The 21212-nt window shown below is 70.5% G+C and carries 20 protein-coding genes; 14 read left to right on the forward strand and 6 right to left on the reverse strand.

The window, feature by feature from the left end; all coding sequences use genetic code 11:
- Window positions 1–125: 125 nt before the first annotated feature.
- The 3 genes from JCR33_RS16045 to JCR33_RS16055 form a co-directional block, all read right to left on the reverse strand.
- Window positions 126–3230 carry a DNA translocase FtsK gene (locus JCR33_RS16045; protein ID WP_198883122.1) on the reverse strand — a complete coding sequence of 1035 codons (3105 nt, stop codon included), beginning with the start codon at window positions 3228–3230 and terminating at the stop codon, window positions 126–128.
- Window positions 3231–3588: 358 nt separating this feature from the next.
- Complete coding sequence (locus tag JCR33_RS16050; protein WP_198883123.1) at window positions 3589–4788, reverse strand: aminotransferase class I/II-fold pyridoxal phosphate-dependent enzyme; 1200 nt, start codon at window positions 4786–4788, stop codon at window positions 3589–3591.
- Window positions 4789–4807: 19 nt separating this feature from the next.
- Window positions 4808–5419, reverse strand: coding sequence for a LysE family translocator (locus JCR33_RS16055; RefSeq protein ID WP_198883124.1), 612 nt, complete (start codon window positions 5417–5419; stop codon window positions 4808–4810).
- 100 nt (window positions 5420–5519) lie between these two features.
- Between JCR33_RS16055 and JCR33_RS16060 the strand changes: the two genes are divergently transcribed.
- Window positions 5520–6158 carry a LysE family translocator gene (locus tag JCR33_RS16060; RefSeq protein WP_198883125.1) on the forward strand — a complete coding sequence of 213 codons (639 nt, stop codon included), beginning with the start codon at window positions 5520–5522 and terminating at the stop codon, window positions 6156–6158.
- Between the two features lie 42 nt (window positions 6159–6200).
- A complete protein-coding gene (locus tag JCR33_RS16065) occupies window positions 6201–6956 on the forward strand; it encodes an SDR family NAD(P)-dependent oxidoreductase (protein WP_198883126.1) in 756 nt (251 codons plus the stop codon).
- A gap of 55 nt (window positions 6957–7011) precedes the next feature.
- Here JCR33_RS16065 and htpG read toward each other — a convergent pair whose 3' ends face one another.
- Window positions 7012–8955 carry a molecular chaperone HtpG gene (htpG, locus tag JCR33_RS16070; RefSeq protein WP_198883127.1) on the reverse strand — a complete coding sequence of 648 codons (1944 nt, stop codon included), beginning with the start codon at window positions 8953–8955 and terminating at the stop codon, window positions 7012–7014.
- Between the two features lie 124 nt (window positions 8956–9079).
- On the opposite strand from htpG, the gene JCR33_RS16075 reads away from it, so the two are divergent.
- Window positions 9080–9484, forward strand: coding sequence for a DUF2794 domain-containing protein (locus JCR33_RS16075; RefSeq protein WP_198883128.1), 405 nt, complete (start codon window positions 9080–9082; stop codon window positions 9482–9484).
- 56 nt (window positions 9485–9540) lie between these two features.
- On the forward strand, window positions 9541–10626 hold the full coding sequence (locus JCR33_RS16080) for an endonuclease/exonuclease/phosphatase family protein (RefSeq protein ID WP_198883129.1): 1086 nt from the start codon (window positions 9541–9543) through the stop codon (window positions 10624–10626).
- A gap of 25 nt (window positions 10627–10651) precedes the next feature.
- Here JCR33_RS16080 and JCR33_RS16085 read toward each other — a convergent pair whose 3' ends face one another.
- Together JCR33_RS16085 and JCR33_RS16090 are read right to left on the reverse strand one after the other, a co-directional pair.
- Window positions 10652–11020 carry a DUF427 domain-containing protein gene (locus tag JCR33_RS16085; protein ID WP_198883130.1) on the reverse strand — a complete coding sequence of 123 codons (369 nt, stop codon included), beginning with the start codon at window positions 11018–11020 and terminating at the stop codon, window positions 10652–10654.
- Window positions 11021–11049: 29 nt separating this feature from the next.
- A complete protein-coding gene (locus JCR33_RS16090) occupies window positions 11050–11973 on the reverse strand; it encodes a DMT family transporter (RefSeq protein WP_198883131.1) in 924 nt (307 codons plus the stop codon).
- A 177-nt stretch (window positions 11974–12150) separates the two neighbouring features.
- Here JCR33_RS16090 and JCR33_RS16095 point away from each other — a divergent pair, with 177 nt between their 5' ends.
- From JCR33_RS16095 to JCR33_RS16140, 10 genes are all read left to right on the forward strand, one after another.
- Window positions 12151–12714, forward strand: coding sequence for a NifU family protein (locus JCR33_RS16095; RefSeq protein WP_198883132.1), 564 nt, complete (start codon window positions 12151–12153; stop codon window positions 12712–12714).
- A complete protein-coding gene (gene tsaB / locus JCR33_RS16100; protein WP_198883133.1) occupies window positions 12714–13352 on the forward strand; it encodes a tRNA (adenosine(37)-N6)-threonylcarbamoyltransferase complex dimerization subunit type 1 TsaB in 639 nt (212 codons plus the stop codon). Before JCR33_RS16095 ends, tsaB begins: the two co-directional genes overlap by 1 nt.
- A gap of 44 nt (window positions 13353–13396) precedes the next feature.
- On the forward strand, window positions 13397–13909 hold the full coding sequence (rimI, locus tag JCR33_RS16105) for a ribosomal protein S18-alanine N-acetyltransferase (protein WP_198883134.1): 513 nt from the start codon (window positions 13397–13399) through the stop codon (window positions 13907–13909).
- Between the two features lie 54 nt (window positions 13910–13963).
- Window positions 13964–14815: a lysophospholipid acyltransferase family protein gene (locus JCR33_RS16110; protein WP_211110346.1), complete on the forward strand. Its 852-nt coding sequence runs from the start codon at window positions 13964–13966 to the stop codon at window positions 14813–14815.
- A 10-nt stretch (window positions 14816–14825) separates the two neighbouring features.
- On the forward strand, window positions 14826–16199 hold the full coding sequence (gene miaB, locus JCR33_RS16115; RefSeq protein WP_198883135.1) for a tRNA (N6-isopentenyl adenosine(37)-C2)-methylthiotransferase MiaB: 1374 nt from the start codon (window positions 14826–14828) through the stop codon (window positions 16197–16199).
- Complete coding sequence (locus tag JCR33_RS16120) at window positions 16196–17209, forward strand: PhoH family protein (RefSeq protein WP_198883136.1); 1014 nt, start codon at window positions 16196–16198, stop codon at window positions 17207–17209. The genes miaB and JCR33_RS16120 overlap by 4 nt, the downstream gene beginning before the upstream one ends.
- The gene (ybeY, locus tag JCR33_RS16125; protein ID WP_198883137.1) at window positions 17190–17699 is read left to right on the forward strand and encodes an rRNA maturation RNase YbeY; all 510 of its coding nucleotides are present in this window, start codon (window positions 17190–17192) and stop codon (window positions 17697–17699) included. Before JCR33_RS16120 ends, ybeY begins: the two co-directional genes overlap by 20 nt.
- 35 nt (window positions 17700–17734) lie before the next feature.
- Complete coding sequence (locus tag JCR33_RS16130) at window positions 17735–18712, forward strand: hemolysin family protein (RefSeq protein WP_198883138.1); 978 nt, start codon at window positions 17735–17737, stop codon at window positions 18710–18712.
- 36 nt (window positions 18713–18748) lie between these two features.
- Complete coding sequence (lnt, locus tag JCR33_RS16135; protein WP_198883139.1) at window positions 18749–20338, forward strand: apolipoprotein N-acyltransferase; 1590 nt, start codon at window positions 18749–18751, stop codon at window positions 20336–20338.
- 213 nt (window positions 20339–20551) lie between these two features.
- The gene (locus JCR33_RS16140; RefSeq protein ID WP_198883140.1) at window positions 20552–20983 is read left to right on the forward strand and encodes a helix-turn-helix domain-containing protein; all 432 of its coding nucleotides are present in this window, start codon (window positions 20552–20554) and stop codon (window positions 20981–20983) included.
- Window positions 20984–21212 lie beyond the last annotated feature (229 nt).

Here is a 21212-nt window from a genome sequence, read left to right on the forward strand (position 1 = left end):
TTCTTTAGATCAGACGGCGAGGCGAGGGTGGCAAGGCGGAAGAGGGGAGGGGAGAGGCAAGCGGGCGGCTCTGTCGCGGCCGCGGCGTGAAAACCCGGCGCCGAAGCGCCGGGTGCGGGAGCCCGTCAGGCGATCTCTTCTTCGGCCGGCACCAGGATCTCGCGCTTGCCGGCGTGGTTGGCGGAGCTCACCACGCCTTCGTTCTCCATGCGCTCGATCAGCGTGGCGGCGCGGTTGTAGCCGATCGACAGGCGCCGCTGGACGTAGCTCGTGGAGGCCTTGCGGTCGCGCAGGACGAGGGCGACGGCGCGGTCGTAGAGGTCGTCGCTCTCGGAGAGCGCGTCGAGACCGGAGGCGCCGGCGCCTCCGTCGCCATCCTCGTCGTCGTCCTCGAGCACCTCGTTGAGGTATTCGGGCACGCCCTGGCGCTTCAGGTGGGAGACGACGTCCTCTACCTCCTCGTCCGACACGAACGGCCCGTGGACGCGCTGGATGCGCCCGCCGCCGGCCATGTAGAGCATGTCGCCCATGCCGAGCAGCTGCTCGGCGCCCATTTCGCCGAGGATGGTGCGGCTGTCGATCTTCGAGGTCACCTGGAAGGAGATGCGGGTCGGGAAGTTCGCCTTGATGGTGCCGGTGATGACGTCCACCGAGGGCCGCTGGGTGGCGAGAATCACGTGGATACCCGCGGCACGCGCCATCTGGGCGAGACGCTGGATCGCCCCTTCGATCTCCTTGCCGGCGACCATCATCAGGTCGGCCATCTCGTCGACGATCACGACGATGTAGGGGATCGGGGTGAGGTCCAGCACCTCCTCCTCGAAGATCGCCTCGCCGGTTTCCTTGTCGAACCCGGTCTGGACGATGCGGCTCAAGGGCTCGCCGTTGCGGCCGGCCTCGCGCAGGCGGGCGTTGTAGCCGTCGATGTTGCGCACGCCGAGCTTCGCCATCTTGCGATAGCGGTCCTCCATCTCGCGCACGGCCCACTTGAGGGCGGCGAGCGCCTTCTTGGGCTCGGTCACCACCGGGGTGAGGAGGTGGGGGATGCCGTCATAGACGGAGAGTTCCAGCATCTTCGGGTCGATCAGGATGACGCGGCACTGCTCGGGCTTGTGCCAGTAGAGGAGCGACAGGATCATCGTGTTGATCGACACCGACTTGCCCGAGCCGGTGGTGCCGGCGACGAGAAGGTGCGGCATGCGGGCAAGGTCGGCGATGACCGCCTCGCCGCCGATATTCTTGCCGAGGCACAGGGGGAGCTTCGCCTTGGTGCGCTCGAAGTCCTGGCTGGCGAGGAGCTCGCGCAGGAAGACGGTGAGGCGGGTGTCGTTCGGCAGCTCGATGCCGATGGCGTTCTTGCCCGGGATCACCGCGACGCGGGCCGAGATGGCACTCATCGACCGGGCGATGTCGTCGGCGAGGCCGATGACGCGGGACGACTTGATGCCGGGGGCCGGCTCCAGCTCGTAGAGGGTCACGACCGGGCCGGGGCGCACGTGGATGATGTTGCCCTTGACGCCGAAGTCCTCGAGCACGCCTTCGAGGACGCGCGCGTTCGCCTCGAGTGCATCCTCGGTGAGGGCGGTGTGGTTGCCGCCGGCAGGTGGGGCGGCGAGCAGGGCGAGCGGCGGAAACTCGTAGTCCTCGTTGCTGAGGAAGGAGGGCTGGGCCTCGCGCACCTGGCGGCGGCCGGGCTTCATGGCGCCGGCGGGTTGGGCGACGCGCGGCGGCGTCGCCGGGCGCTGCGGCACCGCGGGCCGTGCCGGGCGCACCGGAGCGCGGCCGCGCGGGGCGCCGTGGCCAGCGTGGCGGGCGGCCTCGGCGGCATAGGGATCGTCGTCGTCCTCGTCGTAGTCGTCGTCATAGGCGTCGACCTCGACGGGCTCGATGCGCCGAGGCTCGGCGGGAGCGGGCTCGTCGGGCCAATCCTCCAGATCACGGGCGAGCTGCTCTTCCTGGATCTCCTGGCGCAGGTCCTCCCAGCCGGCCTCCTGCGCCTTGGCCTCGGCTTTGGCCTTGGCCGCGAGGCGTGCGGCGGGACCGCGCAGCGGGCGGCGGAACTGGTTGTAGGACAGCGGCTCTTCCCCTTCCGGCGGCGCGACCGGCCGGCGGGCGACCTCGCGGCGCGGCGGGACGGGCGCGGGGAGGTCGTCGTCCTCGTCGGCGTAGAGGGGGTCGTCGTAGGCGTCGTCGGCGTAACGCTCGTCGCGATAGCGATCGTCGGCGTAGTCGGCGTCGAGGTCGTCCTCGTCGTCATAGGCCTCGTCGGCCGCCTCGTACGCGTAGCCGTCGTCGTCCTCGTAGGCGTCGGCGAAGCGGGGCTCCGTCTCGTCCTCGTAGGGCTCGTCGGCATAGTCCTCGAAGGCCTCGGGAACGGCGAGCGGGGTCTCTTCGTGGGCCGGGCGGCGCCGCTGGGCGCGGTAGACGTCGCGGCCGGTGTCGATCTCGTGGCCCGTCTCGGCGAGCGCGGTGCGCAGCGAGGGAGCCTCGCTCTTGCGCGTGCGGCGGCGCGGCTCGGACGAGCGCAGCCGCGCCCGCGCCGAGAGGGCGGCGTGAGCGAGCGCCCCGCGGAAGGCGGCGAAGCGCGAGGTCTCGTCCTCGTAGGTGTCGGTGTCGTCGAGGCCGTATTCGTCGTCCATCGCGGCGGAGCGGCGGTGGAGCTGGAAGCCCGCCTCCGCCGACACCGGGCGGCGGCGCACCGGGGTGACGGCGCGCAGCAGCGCGGCGATCGCGAGGAGGCCGATCAGGCCGCCCACGAAGCCGGCGAGGGCGCCGGTGAGGCCGAGCCAGTCGGAGAGGACGAGCGTATAGACGCTGCCGACGACGCCGCCGAGGCCGAGGGGAAGCGGCCAGGCTTCGGTGACGGGGAAGACGGCGAAGAAGCCCGGCGCCAGGAAGAGGGCGGCAAGGCCCGCCGCGATGCGGTCGATGGTGAGGCCGAGCGGGCGGCCGGCGAGGAGGCGCGCGCCCCAGAGCGGCAACGGGGCGATGAGGAGCGGCGCGGCGAGACCGAAGAGCTGCATCACCGGATCGGACCAGGCGGCGCCGAAGGAGCCCATCAGGTTCTTCACCGGATCGGACGTCGCGTGGGTGAGGCTCGGGTCGGAGACGTTCCAGGTCGCGAGCGAGAGGGCGAGGGCGACGGCGAGCGCCAGGAGCGCCACGCCGAGGATCACCGACACGGCTCTTCTGGCAAAGAGCACCGACGGGTCGTCCAGAATCTGCTCCAACGCTCTCATACGCACAACGCTCACGGCATAGCCCCCGGTCGAAGTCGACAATAGGACGCGGCCGGCGCCTCGCGTGTCACGGCGGCGTCCGCGACGAGCGCGAAACGTTGAGAGCCCCGTCGACGTTTTTTGTGACCGGGTGGCGTTAAGGCGAGGTAACTTATTGGGCGAGGATCCGAGCGAACGCGTCAGATCGTTTCGGCGGCCGGCCGCCCGCAAGCCGCGCGTGCGCTGGCGTTTGGCGCGTCCAGCGCGTCGGCGGGTCTGGCGGAGGGGCCGGTTTGGCGCCGTCTGTGGCCGTTAAGCCACGGGCCCTGCCCCGGGTGGCGTCGAGGCCGGTTCCGGGGCCGGCGCCGGCTCAGGCGTGCGCGGCGGCGGCGCGCGGAAGGGCGGCGCGGTAGACGCTCGCGATGCGCTCGAACGCCTCCTCCGCCTCGGCCTGGTCCGCCACGAGGGCGAGGCGCACGTGGCCCTCGCCCGGGTTGCCGCCGGCCGAACCGAGGGCGAGGAAGCGGCCGGGCACCACGCGCACCCCGACCTCGCGCCACAGCATGACGGCCGCCGCCACGTCGTCGCCCCCCACGGGGAGCCACAGAAAGAAGCCGGCGGGCGTCGTGAGGGAGCCGAAGATCGGGGACAGGATGCGCTCGGCCGCGGCGTACTTCGCGTCGTAGAGGCGGCGGTTGGCGACGACGTGGGCTTCGTCGTTGTAGGCGGCGGCGGCGGCTTCCTGGAGCGGCGTCGGCACCTGGGGGCCGGCCTGGTTGCGGAACTCGCGCATCGCCGCGATGGGCTCCGCGGCGCCGGCGACGAAACCCACCCGCAGACCGGCAAGGTTGGAGCGCTTGGAGAGCGAGTTGAACACGAAGAGGCGCGACAGGGCCTCCGGCCGCTCCTTCGCCGCCTCCAGCGCGCCGACGGGTGCGCCGATCGCCTCGCGGTAGACCTCGGAGTAGCACTCGTCGGCGAAGATGAAGAAGTCGTGCTCGAGCGCCCGGTCGAACAGGGCGTGCCAGTCGGCAAGGCTCGCCCAGGTGCCGGCCGGGTTGGACGGAGAGCCGAAATAGTAGGCGATGGTGCGGTCGAGCACGGCGGCGGGGACGGTGTCCCAGTCGGGCAGGATCGAGCCGTGGGAGGGGCCGATGGGCACGGGCTCGGCGCCGAAGGCGTGCGCCGCGGCGGGATAGACCTGGTAGAACGGGTTGGCGAAGAGGATCGCCGGGTCGGCCTTGGCGAGGAGGTCGCGGGCGGTGAGGGCGCTCAGGAAGAGGCCCTCGCGGCTGCCGCTGAGAGGGAGGAGGGCGCCCACCTCGCGCAGCCATCCCTCGAGCCGGTAGCGGCGGTCGAGGAAGCCGTGCACCGCCTCCTGGAAGGCGGGAGTGCCGCTGATCGACGGGTAGCCGCCGAAGGCTGCGGCGTGGCGGCCGATCACCTCGGCGACGAAGTCGGGCGGCGCGTGGCGTGGGCTGCCGACCGACAGGTCGATCGGCGGCAGGCCCGGCGCAATGCCGGAAAGCGCGCCGCGGAGGCGCTCGAACGGTGATTGGGCTTCGAACATCTTGCTATTGTCGCCTGGTTCAGCCGCTCACCACAAGCAGAAGCGCGGAAAGGGCGAGAAGCACACCCATGGTGATATTGAAGATCCGCAGTCGGATGCCCGTGCCGAGGATGCGACCGAGCGCCGCACCCCCCGACCCCCATATCAGCGCCGTGCTGACCGTCACCATGGCGAACACGAGCGCGATCGAGAGGGCCTCGGGAACCGGCGCCTCACCGCGTGCGTAGGTCGCCGCGGTGCCGATGGTGAGCACCCAGGCCTTGGGGTTGACCCACTGGAAGAGGGCGGCGGTCGCGAGCGACAGCGGGCGCGCCCGCGCGGCCCGCTTGCCACCTCCGGAGCTGCCGATGCGCCAGGCGAGCCAGAGCATCACCGCGAAGCCCGCCCAGGCGAGGCTCTGCCGCAGCGCCGGCTGGCTGCGGAACACCTCGCCGAGACCGAGGGTGATGACGAACACCATGGAGGAGAAGCCGAGCACGATGCCGGCGATGTGCGGCAGCGTGCGCTTCAGCCCGAAGCTCGCGCCGGAGGAGGCGAGCATGATGTTGTTCGGCCCGGGGCCGATGGTGGAGGCCACGGCGAAGCCGACGAGGGCGGAGAGCGTTTCGGCGGAGAGCGCGACGATGGCCATGATCGCCGTTAGCAGCCGCAGGGGCCGGGATCAATTGACGCACGCAGCAGCGCTGCTATGCAGCTCGGCGGATCGGTCGACGGTGGCATGAGGTTCAAAGATGGGCGTCTATCTTCCCTCCCTCGCGGTGCTCCTCAGCTTCGCCTTGGCGTCGGCCGCGCTCACCATCACGCCGGGCCCGGACATGACGCTCTTCCTGTCGAAGACGCTGAGCCATTCGCGGGCGGGCGGCCTCGCCGTGTTCGCCGGCACCACCACCGGATGCCTCTGCCACACCACCATGGTGGCACTCGGCCTCTCGGCGTTGCTCGTCGCCTCGGCGACGGCGTTCACGGTGCTGAAGATCGTCGGCGCGGGCTACCTCCTGTGGCTCGCCGTCGACGCCCTACGCAACGGCTCCTCCTTCCAGCTCGACGCCCGCCGGTCGGACGAGACGCTGTGGCGGCTCTACCGCAAGGGTCTCCTCGTCAACCTCCTCAATCCCAAGGTGATCGTGTTCTTCATCACCTTCCTGCCGCAGTTCGTGTCCACCACCGATCCGGAGGCCACGGTGAAGCTCTTCGTGCTCGGCGTGCTGTTCGTGGTGGTGTCGGCGCCGATCATCGTGGCGATGATCTTCGGCGCCGGCTCGCTCGCCCGCCTGCTGCGACGCTCGCCGCGGGCGACGCGGGCGGTGGACTACGTGCTCGCCGGCGTCCTCGGGGGCTTTGCGGTAAAGCTCCTCGCCGCCCGCGCCTGAGGCGCGACGGCGGCCCGTAGGGAGAACGAAAGGGAGGGCGCGATGGGGGCGCTGTCGGGGAAGGTCGCCATCGTGACCGGGGCGAGCCGAGGGATCGGTGCGGCGGCGGCGGAGGCGCTCGCCGCGGAGGGCGCCACCGTCGCCCTGGTGGCGCGCACGCAGGCCGACGAGGTTGCCGCCCGGATCGGTGCGGGCGGCGGCCGCGCCATCGCGCTCGCCGCCGACGTCGCCGACTACGACGCGCTCGCCGCCGCGGTGGCGACGGCGCGCGAGCGGCTCGGCGGCGTCGACATCCTCGTCAACAACGCCGGCGTGATCGAGCCCATCGCCCGCCTCGGCGAGAGCGATCCCGACGCCTGGGACCGCCTCTTGGACGTCAACGTGAAGGGCGTCTATCACGGCCTGCGCGCGGTGCTGCCGGAGATGGCGGTGCGCGGCACGGGCGTCGTGATCAACATCTCCTCCGGCGCGGCGACGGCGGTGCTCGAAGGGTGGAGCGCCTATTGCGCCAGCAAGGCCGCGGTGCTGTCGCTGACCCGCGCCGTCCACGACGAATATGGCGGCCGCGGCGTGCGCGTGGTGGGGCTGAGCCCGGGCACGGTCGCGACCGACATGCAGCGCACCATTCGCGAATCCGGCGTCAATGCCGTGAGCCGCCTCGATTGGGAAAGCCACATCAGCCCGCAATGGGCGGGGCGGGCGGTCGCCTGGCTCGCCACCGACGCGGCGGCCGATCTCAAGGGCGTCGACGTCTCGCTGCGCGAGGAGACCATCCGCCGGCGCATCGGCCTGATCTGAGGCGCGGGCGGGCGTCCGCGCCTCAGCATCCGCCCCGCGGGGCGGGTGGTTGGGCTCAGTCGCCGTCCGTCGCGTTGTTGCCGACGGAGATGGTGTCGGCGTGGTCGCTCGGGGCGAGGCCGGTGAACATCGCGCCCATCGCCGCCACCAGGCGCCTGTTGAAGGCGGCCGGGTCGGACACCGGCTCGCCGTCGAGTATTTCGGCCGAGCCGAGGAGGAGCCACGCCGCGTCGGCGATGTGGGCGCTCTCGCTGCCCGTCGCCGCCTTCGCCGCGAGCGTCCTGATGAGCGGGTGGGTCGGGTTCAGCTCGAGCACCGGCTTGGCGCCGAAGCCACCCTTGCCGTGACGCGACACGATGCGCTCCATCTGGCGGTCGTAGCCCATGTCGGGGGCAACCAGACAGGCGGGGCTCGTCGCGAGGCGGGAGGAGGTGCGCACCTCCGACACCTTCTCCTCGAGCGCCTGCTTCACCAGCGCGGAGAGGGTGGCGATGTCGCTGTCCTTGGCGCGCTCCGGGGTGGGCTCGTTGGGCTTGTAGACCGGGGCGATCTTGTCGAGATCGGCCGAGCCCTGCGTGACCGAGGTGAACGGCTTGCCGTCGTAGCCGAGCGCGGTGCGCACCCAGAAGGCGTCCACGGGGTCGGACAGAAGCAGCACCTCCACGTCGCGCGCGGCGAAGCCTTCCAGATGCGGCGAGGCGGCGAGGCGCTCCTTGTCCTCGCCCACGGCGTAGAAGATCGCCGTCTGGTTCTCCTTCATGTCGGCGACGTAGTCGGCGAGGGTGCGGCCGCCCTCGGGCGCCTTGGTGGAGGTGAAGCGGGAGAGGGCGTAGATCTCGTCGCGCCGCTCCGCATCCTCGTAGAGGCCCTCCTTCAACACCGGGCCGAAGGCGTCCCACACCTTGGCGTAGGTCTCGGGCGTGTTGTCGGCGAGCTTCTTCAGCTCCGACAGGACGCGCTTCGTCATCGCGGTGCGGATCTGCGCCAGCATCGGGTTGGTCTGCAGCATCTCGCGCGAGAGGTTGAGCGGCAGGTCCTCCGAATCGACGAGGCCGCGCACGAACCGCAGATAGGCCGGCATCACCGGCGCATCGTCGGTGATGAAGATGCGGCGCACGTAGAGCTTCACCCGGCCCTTGCGGTCGGGGTCGAAGAGATCGAAGGGCGCCATCTCCGGCACGAAGAGGAGGGCGGTATATTCCTGCCGGCCTTCCGCATGGGTGTGGATCGTCAGCGCCGGGGTGTCGAAGGCGCCGGCGGTGAAGCGGTAGAACTCGGTGTACTCCTCCTCGCTGATCTCCGACTTGGGCTTTGCCCAGAGGGCGGTGCCGTCGACGAGCTCACGGCGGGCGTCGTCGCCGATCGTCTCGATGGTGATCGGCACCGGCACGTGCGCGGAGTGGTGCTTCACGAGACGCTCGATGGTGGCCTCGTCGGCGTAGGACGCATGGTCATCGCGCAGCGACAGCGTCACGCGGGTACCGCGCGCCGGCGCGTCCCGCGCGGGCTCGATGGTGAACTCGCCCGAGCCGTCGGAGCGCCAGGCCCAGGCCTCGCCCTCGCCGGCGGCGTGGCTTTCCACCAGCACCTCGCTCGCCACCATGAAGGCGGAGTAGAAGCCCACGCCGAACTGGCCGATGAGCGCCTTGCCCTGGTCCTTCTCCTCCAGCGCCTGGCGGAATTTCTCGGTGCCGGAGCGGGCCATGGTGCCGAGATTCTCGATCAGCTCCTCGCGCGTCATGCCGATGCCGTTGTCGGAGATCGTCAGACGCTTGGCTTCCGGATCGACGGCGATGGCGATCTTCAGCGACGGATCGTCGCCGAGAAGGGCGGGATCGGTCAGCCCCTTCTGGCGCAGCTTTTCGCAGGCGTCCGCCGCGTTGGAGATGAGCTCGCGCAAAAAGACGTCCGGGGTGGAATAGACCGAGTGCACCATCAGGTGGAGAAGGCGGGCGACGTCGGCCTCGAAGGGGCGCGTTTCAGCGGTTTGGGTGGTCATCGTCCATGGTCGCATTGTTGGAAACCTGCGGCACAAATGCGCAGACGGGCGCCTCTGATCAAGAGGATTGCGCCGAAGCGCGGAACGCTTCAGGGTTTGACGGCTAATGATGGAAGGGGCGGCTATGGCCGATGGTGAGGAGATAAGTCCGGTGGTTCCGCTGCGCCCCCGGGCAAGCGAAACCGCCGCGAACCAGAACGCGCCGGCGCACCGGCCGGCACCACCCTTGGTGGCGTTCCACCGTACCGAACTGTCTGAAATTCTAAAGGTTTACGGCCGCATGGTGGCGGCCGGAGAGTGGCGCGACTACGCCCTCGATCACGGCCGCGAGGAGGCGGTCTTCTCGATCTATCGCCGCATGGGCGAGGTGCCGATGTACCGCGTCACGAAGACGCCGAAGAACCAGCGGCGCCAGGGGGCCTACGCCGTCGTCTCGGCGCAGGGGCAGATCCTGAAGCGGGGGCACGACCTTGCCGCCGTGCTCAAGGTCTTCGAGAAGAAGCGTCATTTCTCGGTCGTCGGAAGCTGATTGAAACGGGCCGGGGGGACGGTCCGATGCGGCGACGGCGATGGTGGAGACGTCTGGTGGCGCTGGTGACGGCGAGCGGCGCGGCCGTCGTCGCAGTGGGTGGTGCGGCCGCCGCGGACCCGCTGCCGGCAGCCGAAGGGGCGATCCGCTTCGCCACCTTCAACGCCGCGCTCACCGAGGATCGGCCGGGCGGCCTCCTCGAGCGTCTGTCGGGCGGCGGCGACGCCGCGGCGCGCGACGTCGCCGAGGTGATCCAGCGCGTGCGGCCCGACATTCTCGTCCTGCAGGAGCTCGACCGCGACGCGGCGGGCCGCTCCCTCGCCCTCTTCCGCGACGAATATCTCGCCCGGCCGCAGGGTGGGGCGGCGCCCATCGCCTACCCCCACGCGCTCTTTCCCGAGAGCAACACCGGCGAACCCTCCGGCGTCGATCTCGACGGGGACGGCGTGGCGGGCGGGCCGAGCGACGCCAAGGGCTTCGGACGCCATCCCGGCCAATATGCGTTCGCGGTGCTGTCGCGCCTGCCGCTCGGCGGGGCGGCGACCTTCCGCAACCTCCTGTGGCGCGACGTGCCGGACGGCCTGATGCCGCTCTCCCACTACTCGGAGGCGGCACAGGCGGTGCTGCCCCTCTCGTCGAAGACGCATCTCGCGGTGACCGTGGAGACGGCGCGGGGGCCGATCCTCCTCCTCGCCGCGCACCCGACGCCGCCGGTGTTCGACGACCCCGACATCGACTGGAACGGCCGGCGCAACGCCGACGAGATTCGCCTCCTCGTCGATCTCCTGCCGGGGGAGTTGCCGGCCTACGTCGTGCCGGACGAGGGGGCGCTCGGCGCGCGTCCGGCGCATGCCGTGGTGCTGGGCGACCTCAACGCCGATCCGACGCGCGGCGACGCCCGCCCCGGCGCCATCGCGCGGCTCATCGACGATCCTCGGATCCAGGACGTGGTGCCGACGTCGGCGAACGGCGACATCACCGCCGACTTCAACGGTGGCATGCGCGTCGACTACGTGCTGCCGACCGCGGGGCTGGAGGTGACGGGCTCCGGTGTGTTCTGGCCCGCTACCGGCGATCCGCTCGCCCGCCTCAACGCGACGTCCGACCACCATCTGGTGTTCGTGGACGTGCGCCTTCCCTGAAGGCGGGGCCTGCGGATCGAGGGACTCAGCCGATCGCGATCTCGAAGCGGTCGTCGAAGGCGACGTGGCCGGCGATCCTCTCCATCTCGTCGTAGGGCTCGGGGTAGCTCCAGGCGGCGTCGGCGAGGCGCGTGCCCGCCACAGTCACGTGGAAATAGACCGTCCGGCCTTTGAACGGGCAGTAGGTGGTGTGCTCGGACGGGATGAGCTGAACGTCGACGTCGTCGCGCGGGACATAGGCGCGGGCCGGATAGCCGTCTTCGCGCACGACGAGGCCGGCGGTGCTCGCGGCGACGATGGCGTCGCCGTAGCGCACCGTCACGGCGTCGGGGCCGCTGTCGACGAGGACCTTGTGGTCGGGCCGGGCGCGGAAGCCGGGGGCGGGGTTGGGCATGGGCGTGACCCTTCGAGCCAGATTGAGGGTCAATTCGGGGGATCGCTCTGCGTTCCGCCGCGGGCGCTCGTGAGCGTCGTGACGGCGAGGCCGGCGAACACGAGGATCGCGCCGACGGCCTTCGTGAGGGTGAGCGGCTCGCCCACCACGACGGTCGCCAGGAGCCAGGCCGTCAGCGGCTCGGCGAGCGACAGGGTCACCGCCGTGGAGGCCGCGACCACGGTGAGGCCGAAGGTGTAGAGGGCGTAGGCGAGGCCGGTGGAGACGATGCCGAGGGCGAGGAGCTTGGGCCAGGCCCCCGGCGCAGTGATCCACGCCGCGTCGGCCACGAGCCAGACCGGCGCCACCACGACCGCGGCGACGGCGAAGGTGGCGGCGGCGACCGCGCCCGAAGGCGCGCGTGTCGCGAGACGGCTCGTCGCCAGCGAGTAGGTCGCGTAGAGCGAGCCCGCCCCGAGCGCCATCAGGATGCCGGTAAGCGAGGCGTCGAGAGCGCGGCCCGCGGCGGCGAGGAGCACGGCGCCGGCGATCGAGGCGGCCTGTCCGGCGAGGCGCGCGCGGGTGGGGCGGACGCCGTAGCGGGTGTGCTCGTAGAGGCTCACCCAGACGGGGGCGCTGCCGATCGCGAGCGCCGTCGCGATGCCCACCCCGGCGAGGCCGACGGCGACGAAGAAGATCATGTTGTAGATCCCCATCGCGGCGCCGGCGAGGAGGATGCCACCGCGCGGCAGGCGGAGGAGGGCGCGGCGCGCGGGCGGGGCGAGGAGGGCGAGGGCACCGAGCGTCGCCGCCCCCAGCGTCAGGCGTAGGCTCGCGACGATGAGCGGATCGCGCCCCGGCGGCATCAGCGCCTGCAGCGTGCCGATGGTGCCCCACAGCATCGCGGCGGCGAGGACGGCGAGGAGAGCGATCGCACGCAGCGGCGCGGCGCGGGAAAGGGGCGGTCGGTCCATGGGACGCTCCGGCGGGCTCCGCCGCGATAGCAGGCCCCGCCCCGCCGACAAAGCCGGCGTCACGGAGGGGGCTACCCACATCTTGCGACGAGACAGCGGTTGTTGCCGGACGCGCTGCGGCTTATTTGGAAGAAGTCCACTTCGCGGCAGCTTTGAACTGCCTGGGGAGATCAGCGAATGTTCATCCAGACCGAATCCACCCCCAACCCCGATACCCTGAAGTTCCTGCCGGGGCAGACGGTGCTGGCCGAAGGTGTGGTCGATTATCCGAACGCCGACGAGGCGGCCGCCTCGCCGCTCGCGCGGCGCCTCTTCGCGGTCGACGGGGTGACCGGGGTATTCCTCGGCAACGACTTCATTTCCGTCTCCAAGGACGACACGCCCTGGCAGCATCTGAAGCCGGCGGTGCTCGGCGCGATCATGGAGCACTACCTCTCCGGCGAGAGCGTGGTGGAGGATCCCGATGCCGCCGCCGCGCTCCCCGAGGGCGAGGATTTCGCCGAGGAGGACGCGGCGACCGTCGCGATGATCAAGGAGATCCTCGACGAGCGGGTGCGCCCGGCGGTCGCGGGCGATGGCGGCGACATCATCTTCCGCGCCTACCGCGACGGGGTGGTGCATCTCGCGATGCGCGGCGCCTGCGCCGGCTGCCCGTCCTCCACGATGACGCTGCAGATGGGCATTCAGAACCTTCTGCGTCACTTCATTCCCGAGGTGCAGGAGGTTCGCCCGGTCGCCTGATGGTCACCCTCGCGCTCGACACGGCGCTCGACCATGCTCAGGCGGCGCTGGTCGGCGCGGACGGCACCATTCTCGGCGCCTCGATGGCGCCCGCGAAGGGCGACGCCGAGGCGATCGTCGCCCACGCCGACGCGGCCCTCGCGGCGGCGGGCTGCGCCATGGCCGACATCACGCGGGTGGCGGTGACGGTGGGGCCGGGCTCCTTCACCGGCGTGCGCGTCGGGATCGCCTACGCCAAGGGGCTCGCCTTCGCGCTGAAGATCCCCGCGGCCGGCGTTACGACGCTCGAGGTGATCGCCCGCCAGGCGGCGGGTGCCGATGGCGGGCGTGTCGTGGCGGCGGTCGACGCGCGCCACGGCGCGGTGTTCGCCGGCCTCTTCGGCGACGGCGTGCTCGAGGGCGAGATGGGGCGGATGCCGGTGGCGGCGGCGCGCGAGATGGCGGCGGCCGCGGCGGCGGATCTCGCCGGCCCCGCGAGCGCGGTGGCGGCGCTCGGCGGCCGCCTCGTCGTGGAGCGGCTCGACCCGGCGATCCTCGCCGCAGCGGCCGCCGCGCCGGGGGAGCGGGGCTTGCGCGCCGCCTACCTCGCGGCGGTGGATGCCGCTCCGCAACGCCACAAAGCGCTGGCGCGCGCTTGAGCATTGTGGCCAACTGCGCCCATGAGACTGCAAACGGACCCTCAGTGATCGGCTGGCTTCAGGTTCCCAAGACCGTCGATCCCGTTCGCCCGGCGGACTACGACACGCTGGAGGAGATTCACGCGGCCTCGTTCATCGCCCCGTGGTCGGCCGACGAGCAGGCCGCGCTCAACGAGACGCCGGGGGTGATCACCTTCGTCGCACGCCGCGGCAGCGCCATGTCGAGCCGGCGGCCGATCGGTTTCATCACCGTGCGCCGCGCCGCCGACGAGGGCGAGGTGCTGACGATGGCCGTCCACCCCCGCAACCGCCGCTCCGGCATCGGCCGGCTGCTGCTCGAAGCGGCGCTGCGCCACCTCTACGCCGAGCGCGTCGGCGCCGTGTTCCTGGAGGTCGACCCGAGCAACGACGCGGCCCTCGCCCTCTACCGCAGCGTCGGCTTCGAGACCGTGGGCGAGCGGCCGGACTACTATGCCAACGGCTCCGCCACCACCCGCCAGAAGGCCCTCACCATGCGCCTTGCGATGCAGCAGCCCAAAGCCCTGAACCGTGTCTAGCGCCGCCCCTTCCCCCGGGCGCGCCGCGTCCTGCCCGCCCGCCGGAGGGCGCCGATGACGACGTTCCGCGCCATCCTTTCCATCATCGCCCTGGCGCTGGTGTCGGTGATCCTGATCCCGCTTCAGTTCATCGCAATGGGGCTGAAGTGGACGTCGGCGATGCGGCGGCTGCCTCTCCTGTGGCACCGCTGCGCCGTGCGCATCCTCGGCATTCGCGTCCACGTCCACGGCAAGGTGGCCGACACGCGACCCCTGCTGGTGGTCTCCAACCACGTCTCCTGGCTCGACATCACCGTGCTCGGATCGGTGATGCCGCTCTCCTTCATCTCCAAGGCCGAGGTCGCGAGCTGGCCGATCTTCGGCCTCTTCGCCAAGCTGCAGCGCTCGGTGTTCGTGGAGCGGGAGAAGCGGGCGAAGACCGGCAGCGTCGCCGAGCAGATCGCCGACCGGCTGAAGGCGGGCGACGTCCTGGTGCTGTTCGGCGAGGGGACCTCCTCGAACGGCATCCACGTGCTCCCCTTCCGCACGGCCCTCGTGGGCGGTGCGGCACGGGCGATCGAGAGCGTCGGCGGCTCGGTGACGGTACAGCCGCTCGCCATCAACTATACTCAGCTCCACGGCCTGCCCATCGGGCGGTTCCACAAGCCGCGTGTCGCGTGGTACGGCGACATGGAGATGGCATCCCACCTGTGGTGGGTTCTGAAACACGGAGAGATCGACGTCGACGTCGCGTTCGGCGAGCCGCTCGCCTTTGGCGAGGGGGCCGACCGCAAGCGCGTTGCGCGCGATGCCGAAACGGCGGTGCGCCGCCTCGTGGGCGAGGCGACCGCAGGCCGCCTGACGCGCTCGCCGAAGGGGGCGGGGCCCGCGCAGGAGCGTCACGCGGACGAGACGGAGGCGGCGTAGAGGGAACGAGATGAACAAGCGCGCCTTCATCAAGAGCTACGGCTGTCAGATGAACGTCTACGACGCCACGCGCATGGCCGATCAGCTGCGCGCCGAGGGCTACGCGGTGGTGGACGAGGCGGACGGTGCGGACCTCGTCATCCTCAACACCTGCCATATCCGCGAGAAGGCGGCGGAAAAGGTCTATTCCGAGCTCGGTCGCTGGAAGGGCGCGCGGGGGGCCTCGGGCGCACCCACGCTCGTCGGCGTCGCCGGCTGCGTCGCCCAGGCGGAGGGGGAGGAGATCATCCGCCGCCAGCCGCGCGTCGACTTCGTGGTGGGGCCGCAGTCCTACCACCGCCTGCCGGGGCTGATCCGCGAGGCGGAGGCCGGCGCCAAGCCCGTCGACACCGACTTTCCCGCCGAGGACAAGTTCGATCACCTCGCGCGCCCCACCCGGCGGGCGATCACCGCGCGCGGCGTCACCGCCTTCCTCACCGTGCAGGAGGGCTGCGACAAGTTCTGCGCCTTCTGCGTGGTGCCCTATACCCGCGGAGCGGAGGTGTCGCGGCCCGTCGCGCAGATCCTCGACGAGGCGAAGGCGCTGGTCGATGCCGGGGTGCGCGAGATCACGCTGCTCGGCCAGAACGTCAACGCCTATCACGGCGAGGACAAGGGGAGGGCGGCGAGCCTTGCCGACCTCGTCGACCGTCTCGCCACGATCGACGGGCTCGCCCGCATCCGCTTCACCACCAGCCACCCGAACGACATGGGCGAGGATCTGATCGCCGCCCATCGCGATCAGGAGAAGCTGATGCCTTATCTGCACCTGCCGGTGCAGGCGGGCGCCGACCGGACGCTGAAGGCGATGAACCGCAAGCACACCGCCGCCGCCTACGTGGAGCTGATCGAGAGGATTCGCGCCGCGCGGCCCGACATCGCCCTCTCGGGTGACTTCATCGTGGGCTTTCCCGGCGAGAGCGCGGACGACTTCGAGGCGACGATGGAGATCGTGCGCACCGTCGGCTACGCCTCGGCCTATTCGTTCAAATATTCGCCGCGCCCCGGCACGCCCGCGGCCGAGCGCACCGACCAGGTGGCGGAAGCCGAGAAGTCGGAGCGGCTGCAGCGGCTGCAGGGCCTCATCGCCGAGCAGCAGCGTGGCTTCAACCGCGCCTGCGTCGGGCGCACCCTTCCGGTGCTCCTCGAAAAGGCCGGCAAGCGGGAGGGGCAGCTCGTCGGCCGTTCGCCCTATCTTCAACCCGTCCACATCCCGGCCGATGCCGGCGTGATCGGAGATATTGTGACCGTCGCAATCACCGCCCAAGAGGGCAACAGCCTGTTCGGCGTTCGGGCCGACGCGCCGGAGACGGGCGCGCCACCCGCACGGAGTGAGGCCGCTTGAGCGTCGCGTCGACGGAGAGCGAGACCGTCGCGCTCGCCTTCGACGACAACCGCCTCGCGAGCGAGCTGTTCGGCCAGTTCGACCAGCACCTCGCGACGCTCGAGAACAAGCTCGACGTCCATGCCGTGGCCCGCGGCAACGAGGTCGCGATAACCGGCTCGGAGGAGGCCTGCGCACAGGCGCGCATCGCCCTCCAGCATCTCTACGGCCGCCTCAAGAAGGGTCACGAGATCCAGAAGGCCGACGTGGAAGGGGCGGTGCGCCTCGCCCGCGCCCGCGACCGCCAGCTTTCGCTGCCCTCGATCGACCGGCCCCAGTCGGTGGCCCAGATCGCCACCCGCAAGCGCACCGTGCAGGCCCGCTCGCCCACCCAGAACGGCTACATCCGGGCGATGGAGGCGCACGAGCTGGTGTTCGGCGTGGGTCCGGCGGGCACCGGCAAGACCTTCCTCGCCGTCGCCTACGCCGCCCAGTGCCTGGAGCGCGGGATGGTGGACCGCATCATCCTGTCGCGGCCGGCGGTGGAGGCGGGCGAACGGCTCGGCTTCCTGCCGGGCGACATGAAGGAAAAGGTCGACCCCTATCTGCGCCCCCTCTACGACGCTCTCTACGAGATGCTGCCGCCCGACAAGGTGGACCGCTGGCTGCAGCAAGGGGTGATCGAGGTGGCGCCGCTCGCCTTCATGCGCGGCCGCACCCTCAACAACGCCGTCGCGATCCTCGACGAGGCGCAGAACACCACCCAGATGCAGATGAAGATGTTTCTGACGCGTCTCGGCGAGGGCTCGCGCATGATCGTGACGGGCGACCCCTCGCAGGTGGATCTGCCGCGCGGTGTGGTCTCGGGGCTGCGCGAAGCGCTCGGCATTCTCAAAGGTGTGGAGGGCATCTCGCAGATCCGCTTCCGCGGCGAGGACGTGGTGCGGCACGAGCTTGTCGCTCGGATCGTCGCCGCTTATGATGCGGAAACAAATTCGCAGGATGATGGGGATGACCCCGACGCTCGATGAGGACGTGACGGCGGGGCCGCAGTCGATGCCGGCGTCCGTCCGCGTCGCTGATCCGCGTTGGAGCGCCGTCGACCCCGTCGCCATCGCCGACCGGGTGCTGACGGCGGTGGCCGGGTCGATCGCCGCGCCGGAGGGTGTCGCGTCCCTCGATATCCTCTATGCCGACGACGCCGAGGTGACGGCGCTCAACGGCCGCTATCGCCACAAGCCCCGCCCCACCAACGTGCTCGCATTTCCCTCCGGCGAGCCGTGCGAGGGGGACGAGCCGTGCTTCCTCGGTGGCGTGATTCTGGCATTCGACACCGTGGCGAACGAAGCCGGCGAAAGGGGCATTCCAATTGCCGACCACGCCACCCATTTGACGTTGCACGGCGTCCTCCATCTGCTCGGCTACGATCACGAGATCGAGACGGACCGGGCGGAGATGGAGCGGACCGAGGTGAGTATTTTGAAGGGGCTCGGCATTGCCGACCCCTACGAGGGGAGTTGAGAGAGCGTCCGTTCTATCGGCGCTGAAAAGGACAGATGGCCGACACAGATAGTCCCCGCGCGACTGTGCACAATGGCACGGTCGCCGCACACAAATCCGACGGTGAAGAAGGCTGGTTCGACCGCGTTCTGACCGTTTTCGGCCTTCGGCCCACCGAAGGTCTGAGAGAAAACCTCGCCCAGGCGCTCGCCGAGGACAATGGAGAGGACACCATCTTCTCCGCGGAGGAGCGCCGCCTCCTCCAGAACATCCTCGCCCTGCGCGACGTGCGCATTCTCGACGTGATGATCCCCCGCGCCGACATCGACGCGGTGCCGGAGACGATCACCCTCGGCGATCTGCTGAAGACGTTCCGCAAGGCCGGCCACTCTCGCCTGCCCGTCTATCGCGAGACGCTCGACGACCCGGTGGGCTTCGTCCACGCCAAGGACGTGATGATCCGCGTCGCCGAGGAGGCGGCCGCCGAGGACGGGCTGAATTTCGGGGCCGTGGACCTCTCCCGCCCGCTCGCGGACATGAAGATCATCCGCCAGGTGCTCTTCGTGCCACCCTCGATGGCGGCAATGGACCTGATGGTGCGGATGCAGGCGAACCGCATCCAGCTCGCCCTCGTGGTCGACGAGTATGGCGGGACCGATGGTCTCGTCTCCTTGGAAGACCTCATCGAGACGGTGGTCGGCGACATCGAGGACGAGTACGACTGGCCCGACGACCCGACCATGACGGCGGGCGACGACGGGGTGTGGTATGCCGATGCCCGCGTGGCGGTGGACGACTTCGAGACGGAAGCCGGCGTCACCTTCCCCGACGAGGAGCTGCTGGAGGACGTCGACACGCTCGGCGGCATCGTCTTTGCGATCCTCGGCCGCGTGCCGGTGCGGGGCGAGATCGTCACCTCGCCGGAGCTGCCGGGCTTCGAGTTCGAGGTGCTCGATGCCGATCCGCGCCGCATCAAGCGCGTCAAGGTGGTCATCCATCGCGACGACGAGGCGAAGGGCGGCGCGGCCCTCTAGCGTCGCACCGCGCCCGCCGCGATCTCCCGCATGCGAATGAGGTGGCCGACCGTCGCCCGCATGCGCATGAGGGGGCGGGCCGTCGCCCGCATGCTCGTGAGGGGGCGGGCCGTCGCCCGCCCGGTGGCCGCGGTGCTGTCGGGCGCCGTCGTGGCGCTGGCGCTGCCGCCGGTCGATTTCGTGCCGGCGATCCTCGGCTACACGCCGTTCCTCCTGCTTCTCGACGCTGCCGACGGCGCGCGCCGACCGGTCCTGGCGCGCGCCGTGCTCGGTGCCGCCTTCGGCTTCGGCTATCACCTCGCGGGCCTCTGGTGGGTGGGGGCCGCCTTCCTCGTCGACGCCGACACCTTCGGCGCCCTGCTGCCGCTCGCCGTGGTGGGGCTGCCGCTGCTCCTCGCCCCGTTGCACGCCCTCGCGGCGGTGGCGATGGGGCTGGCGCCGCCGTCGCCGGCCTGGCGCGTGGTGGGCCTCGCTGTCGCCCTCGCCGCCACCGAGTGGCTGCGGGGCGTGGTGCTGACGGGCTTTCCCTGGAATGCGGCCGGGCTGCAGCTCACCGGCTCGTCGGTGGCGCTGCAAGGGGCGGCCGTCGTGGGGCTCAACGGCCTCTCCTTCGTCGCGGTTCTCCTCGGCGCGTCCCCCGTGGCGCTGATCGCGCGCGGAAGCCGATGGCTGGCGCTACCCGTGGTCGCCGTGGTGGTGGCGCTCGCCGCCTATGGCAGCGCACGTCTGGCGCGCGCGCCGTCGATCGACGCAACCCAGCCGCGCGTGCGGGTGGTGCAACCCTCCGTTCCGCAGGCCCACAAGTGGGATCCCGCCGAGAGCGCGGCCATCTGGCGCCGTCTGCTCGATCTCACCGCCTCGCCGACCGGCGACGGGGCGGCGGTCGACGTCGTGATCTGGCCGGAGACCGCCTTTCCCTTCATCTACCGCACGCCGAGCGTGGAACAGCTCGACCTCGCGGCGGCGCTCGGCGGCGGCGCGATGCTTCTCGCCGGCGCCGTCGAGCTCGAGGCGACGGCCGACGGACGGCGCGCCACCAACAGCCTGATCCTCGTCGGTAGCGACGGCGCACCCCTTGCCCGCTACGATAAGAATCACCTTGTGCCGTTCGGCGAATATCTGCCGCTCAAGGGAGTGCTGTCGGCGATCGGACTGCGCCAGATCACCGAGGCGGTGGCCGCCTTCGACGCCGGAACGGACCGTCAACCCATTGATATTCCGGGTTTGGCGCCGGCCCTTCCGCTGATCTGCTACGAGGTGATCTTCCCCCATCCCGAAATCGCCGACGCGCGCTGGATCGTCAACGTGACCAACGATGCCTGGTTCGGCGACACGCCCGGGCCGCGTCAGCATCTGCGCCACGCGCAGGTGCGCGCGGTGGAGGACGGCCTCCCGGTGGTGCGCGCGGCGAATAACGGGATCTCGGCCGTCATCGATCCGGAGGGGCGCTTCGTGGGCCGCCTCGCGCTCGACGCCGTCGGGGTGATCGACACCGGCCTTCCCGCACCCCGGTCAACGCTCTATCGCCGCCTCGGCGACGCGCCGCTGTTCGGGCTCATTCTCGTCGCGGCGGGGGCGGGTGCCGCGGCGGCGGCTCGCCGCCGAAGAGGCGCCATGAAAGGTTGAAGCGATCATCACGTGGAATGATCCACGTCGGGGTTTGCATTTTCACCAAAACACTTTTAACTTGTTCGTGCGCAACTAAATGGGGTATGGCCGGGTTGTCCTCACGCAATCCGAAAGGAACGGCACCCCAGCCGAAGGTTGAACCCACAGGCTGTGTGTGAACCCAGTAGTTCGCGTTTGAGTGAGGCAAGAGTCATGGAACAGTGTGATACGATGGCGCCCCGGAAACAGCCCAACCCGATCGATGTTCATGTGGGCAGCCGCCTGAAGCTGCGGCGCACCATGCTGGGCATGACCCAGGAAAAGCTCGGCGATCAGCTTGGGGTGACCTTCCAGCAGGTTCAGAAATACGAGAAGGGTGCGAACCGCATCGGCGCGAGCCGGCTGCAGGAGATCTCGCAGATCCTCGACGTGCCGGTGGCCTTCTTCTTCGAGGACGCCCGACAGCCGGCCGACGATGGGCTCGCGGGCGTCGCCCGCGCCTCCGGCTTCGCCGAGGATGCCGGTTCCGCCTTCGCCGTGCCCCGCGCCCCGGCCAACGAGGCGCACGAGCTCGCCCGCGCCTTCAGCCGGATCGACGATGCACGCATCCGCCGGCGGATCATCGACCTGGTGGAGACCCTCGCCGACGCCCATCGCCACTGAGACCACCACCGGTCTCGCCGCCAAAAGGCCATCGACGCGGAGTGTCGCCGCGGTCCGTGTCCGTCGTCCGGCGGGCACCGGTTCAAATGTCACATGCACCCCTTGCGAGGCACGAAGGGCAGGGGAGCGGCCGCTTCGCGGGCACCGCTGCCTGCGGAGCGAGCACAGAAAGGCATGCCGATATAAAGATTTTGATATGAGTCGGCGCCAACTTGTTGACCTCCCCCAG

Origin of the sequence: Acuticoccus mangrovi, from assembly GCF_016411865.1 — a bacterium.
Lineage (GTDB): Bacteria > Pseudomonadota > Alphaproteobacteria > Rhizobiales > Amorphaceae > Acuticoccus > Acuticoccus mangrovi.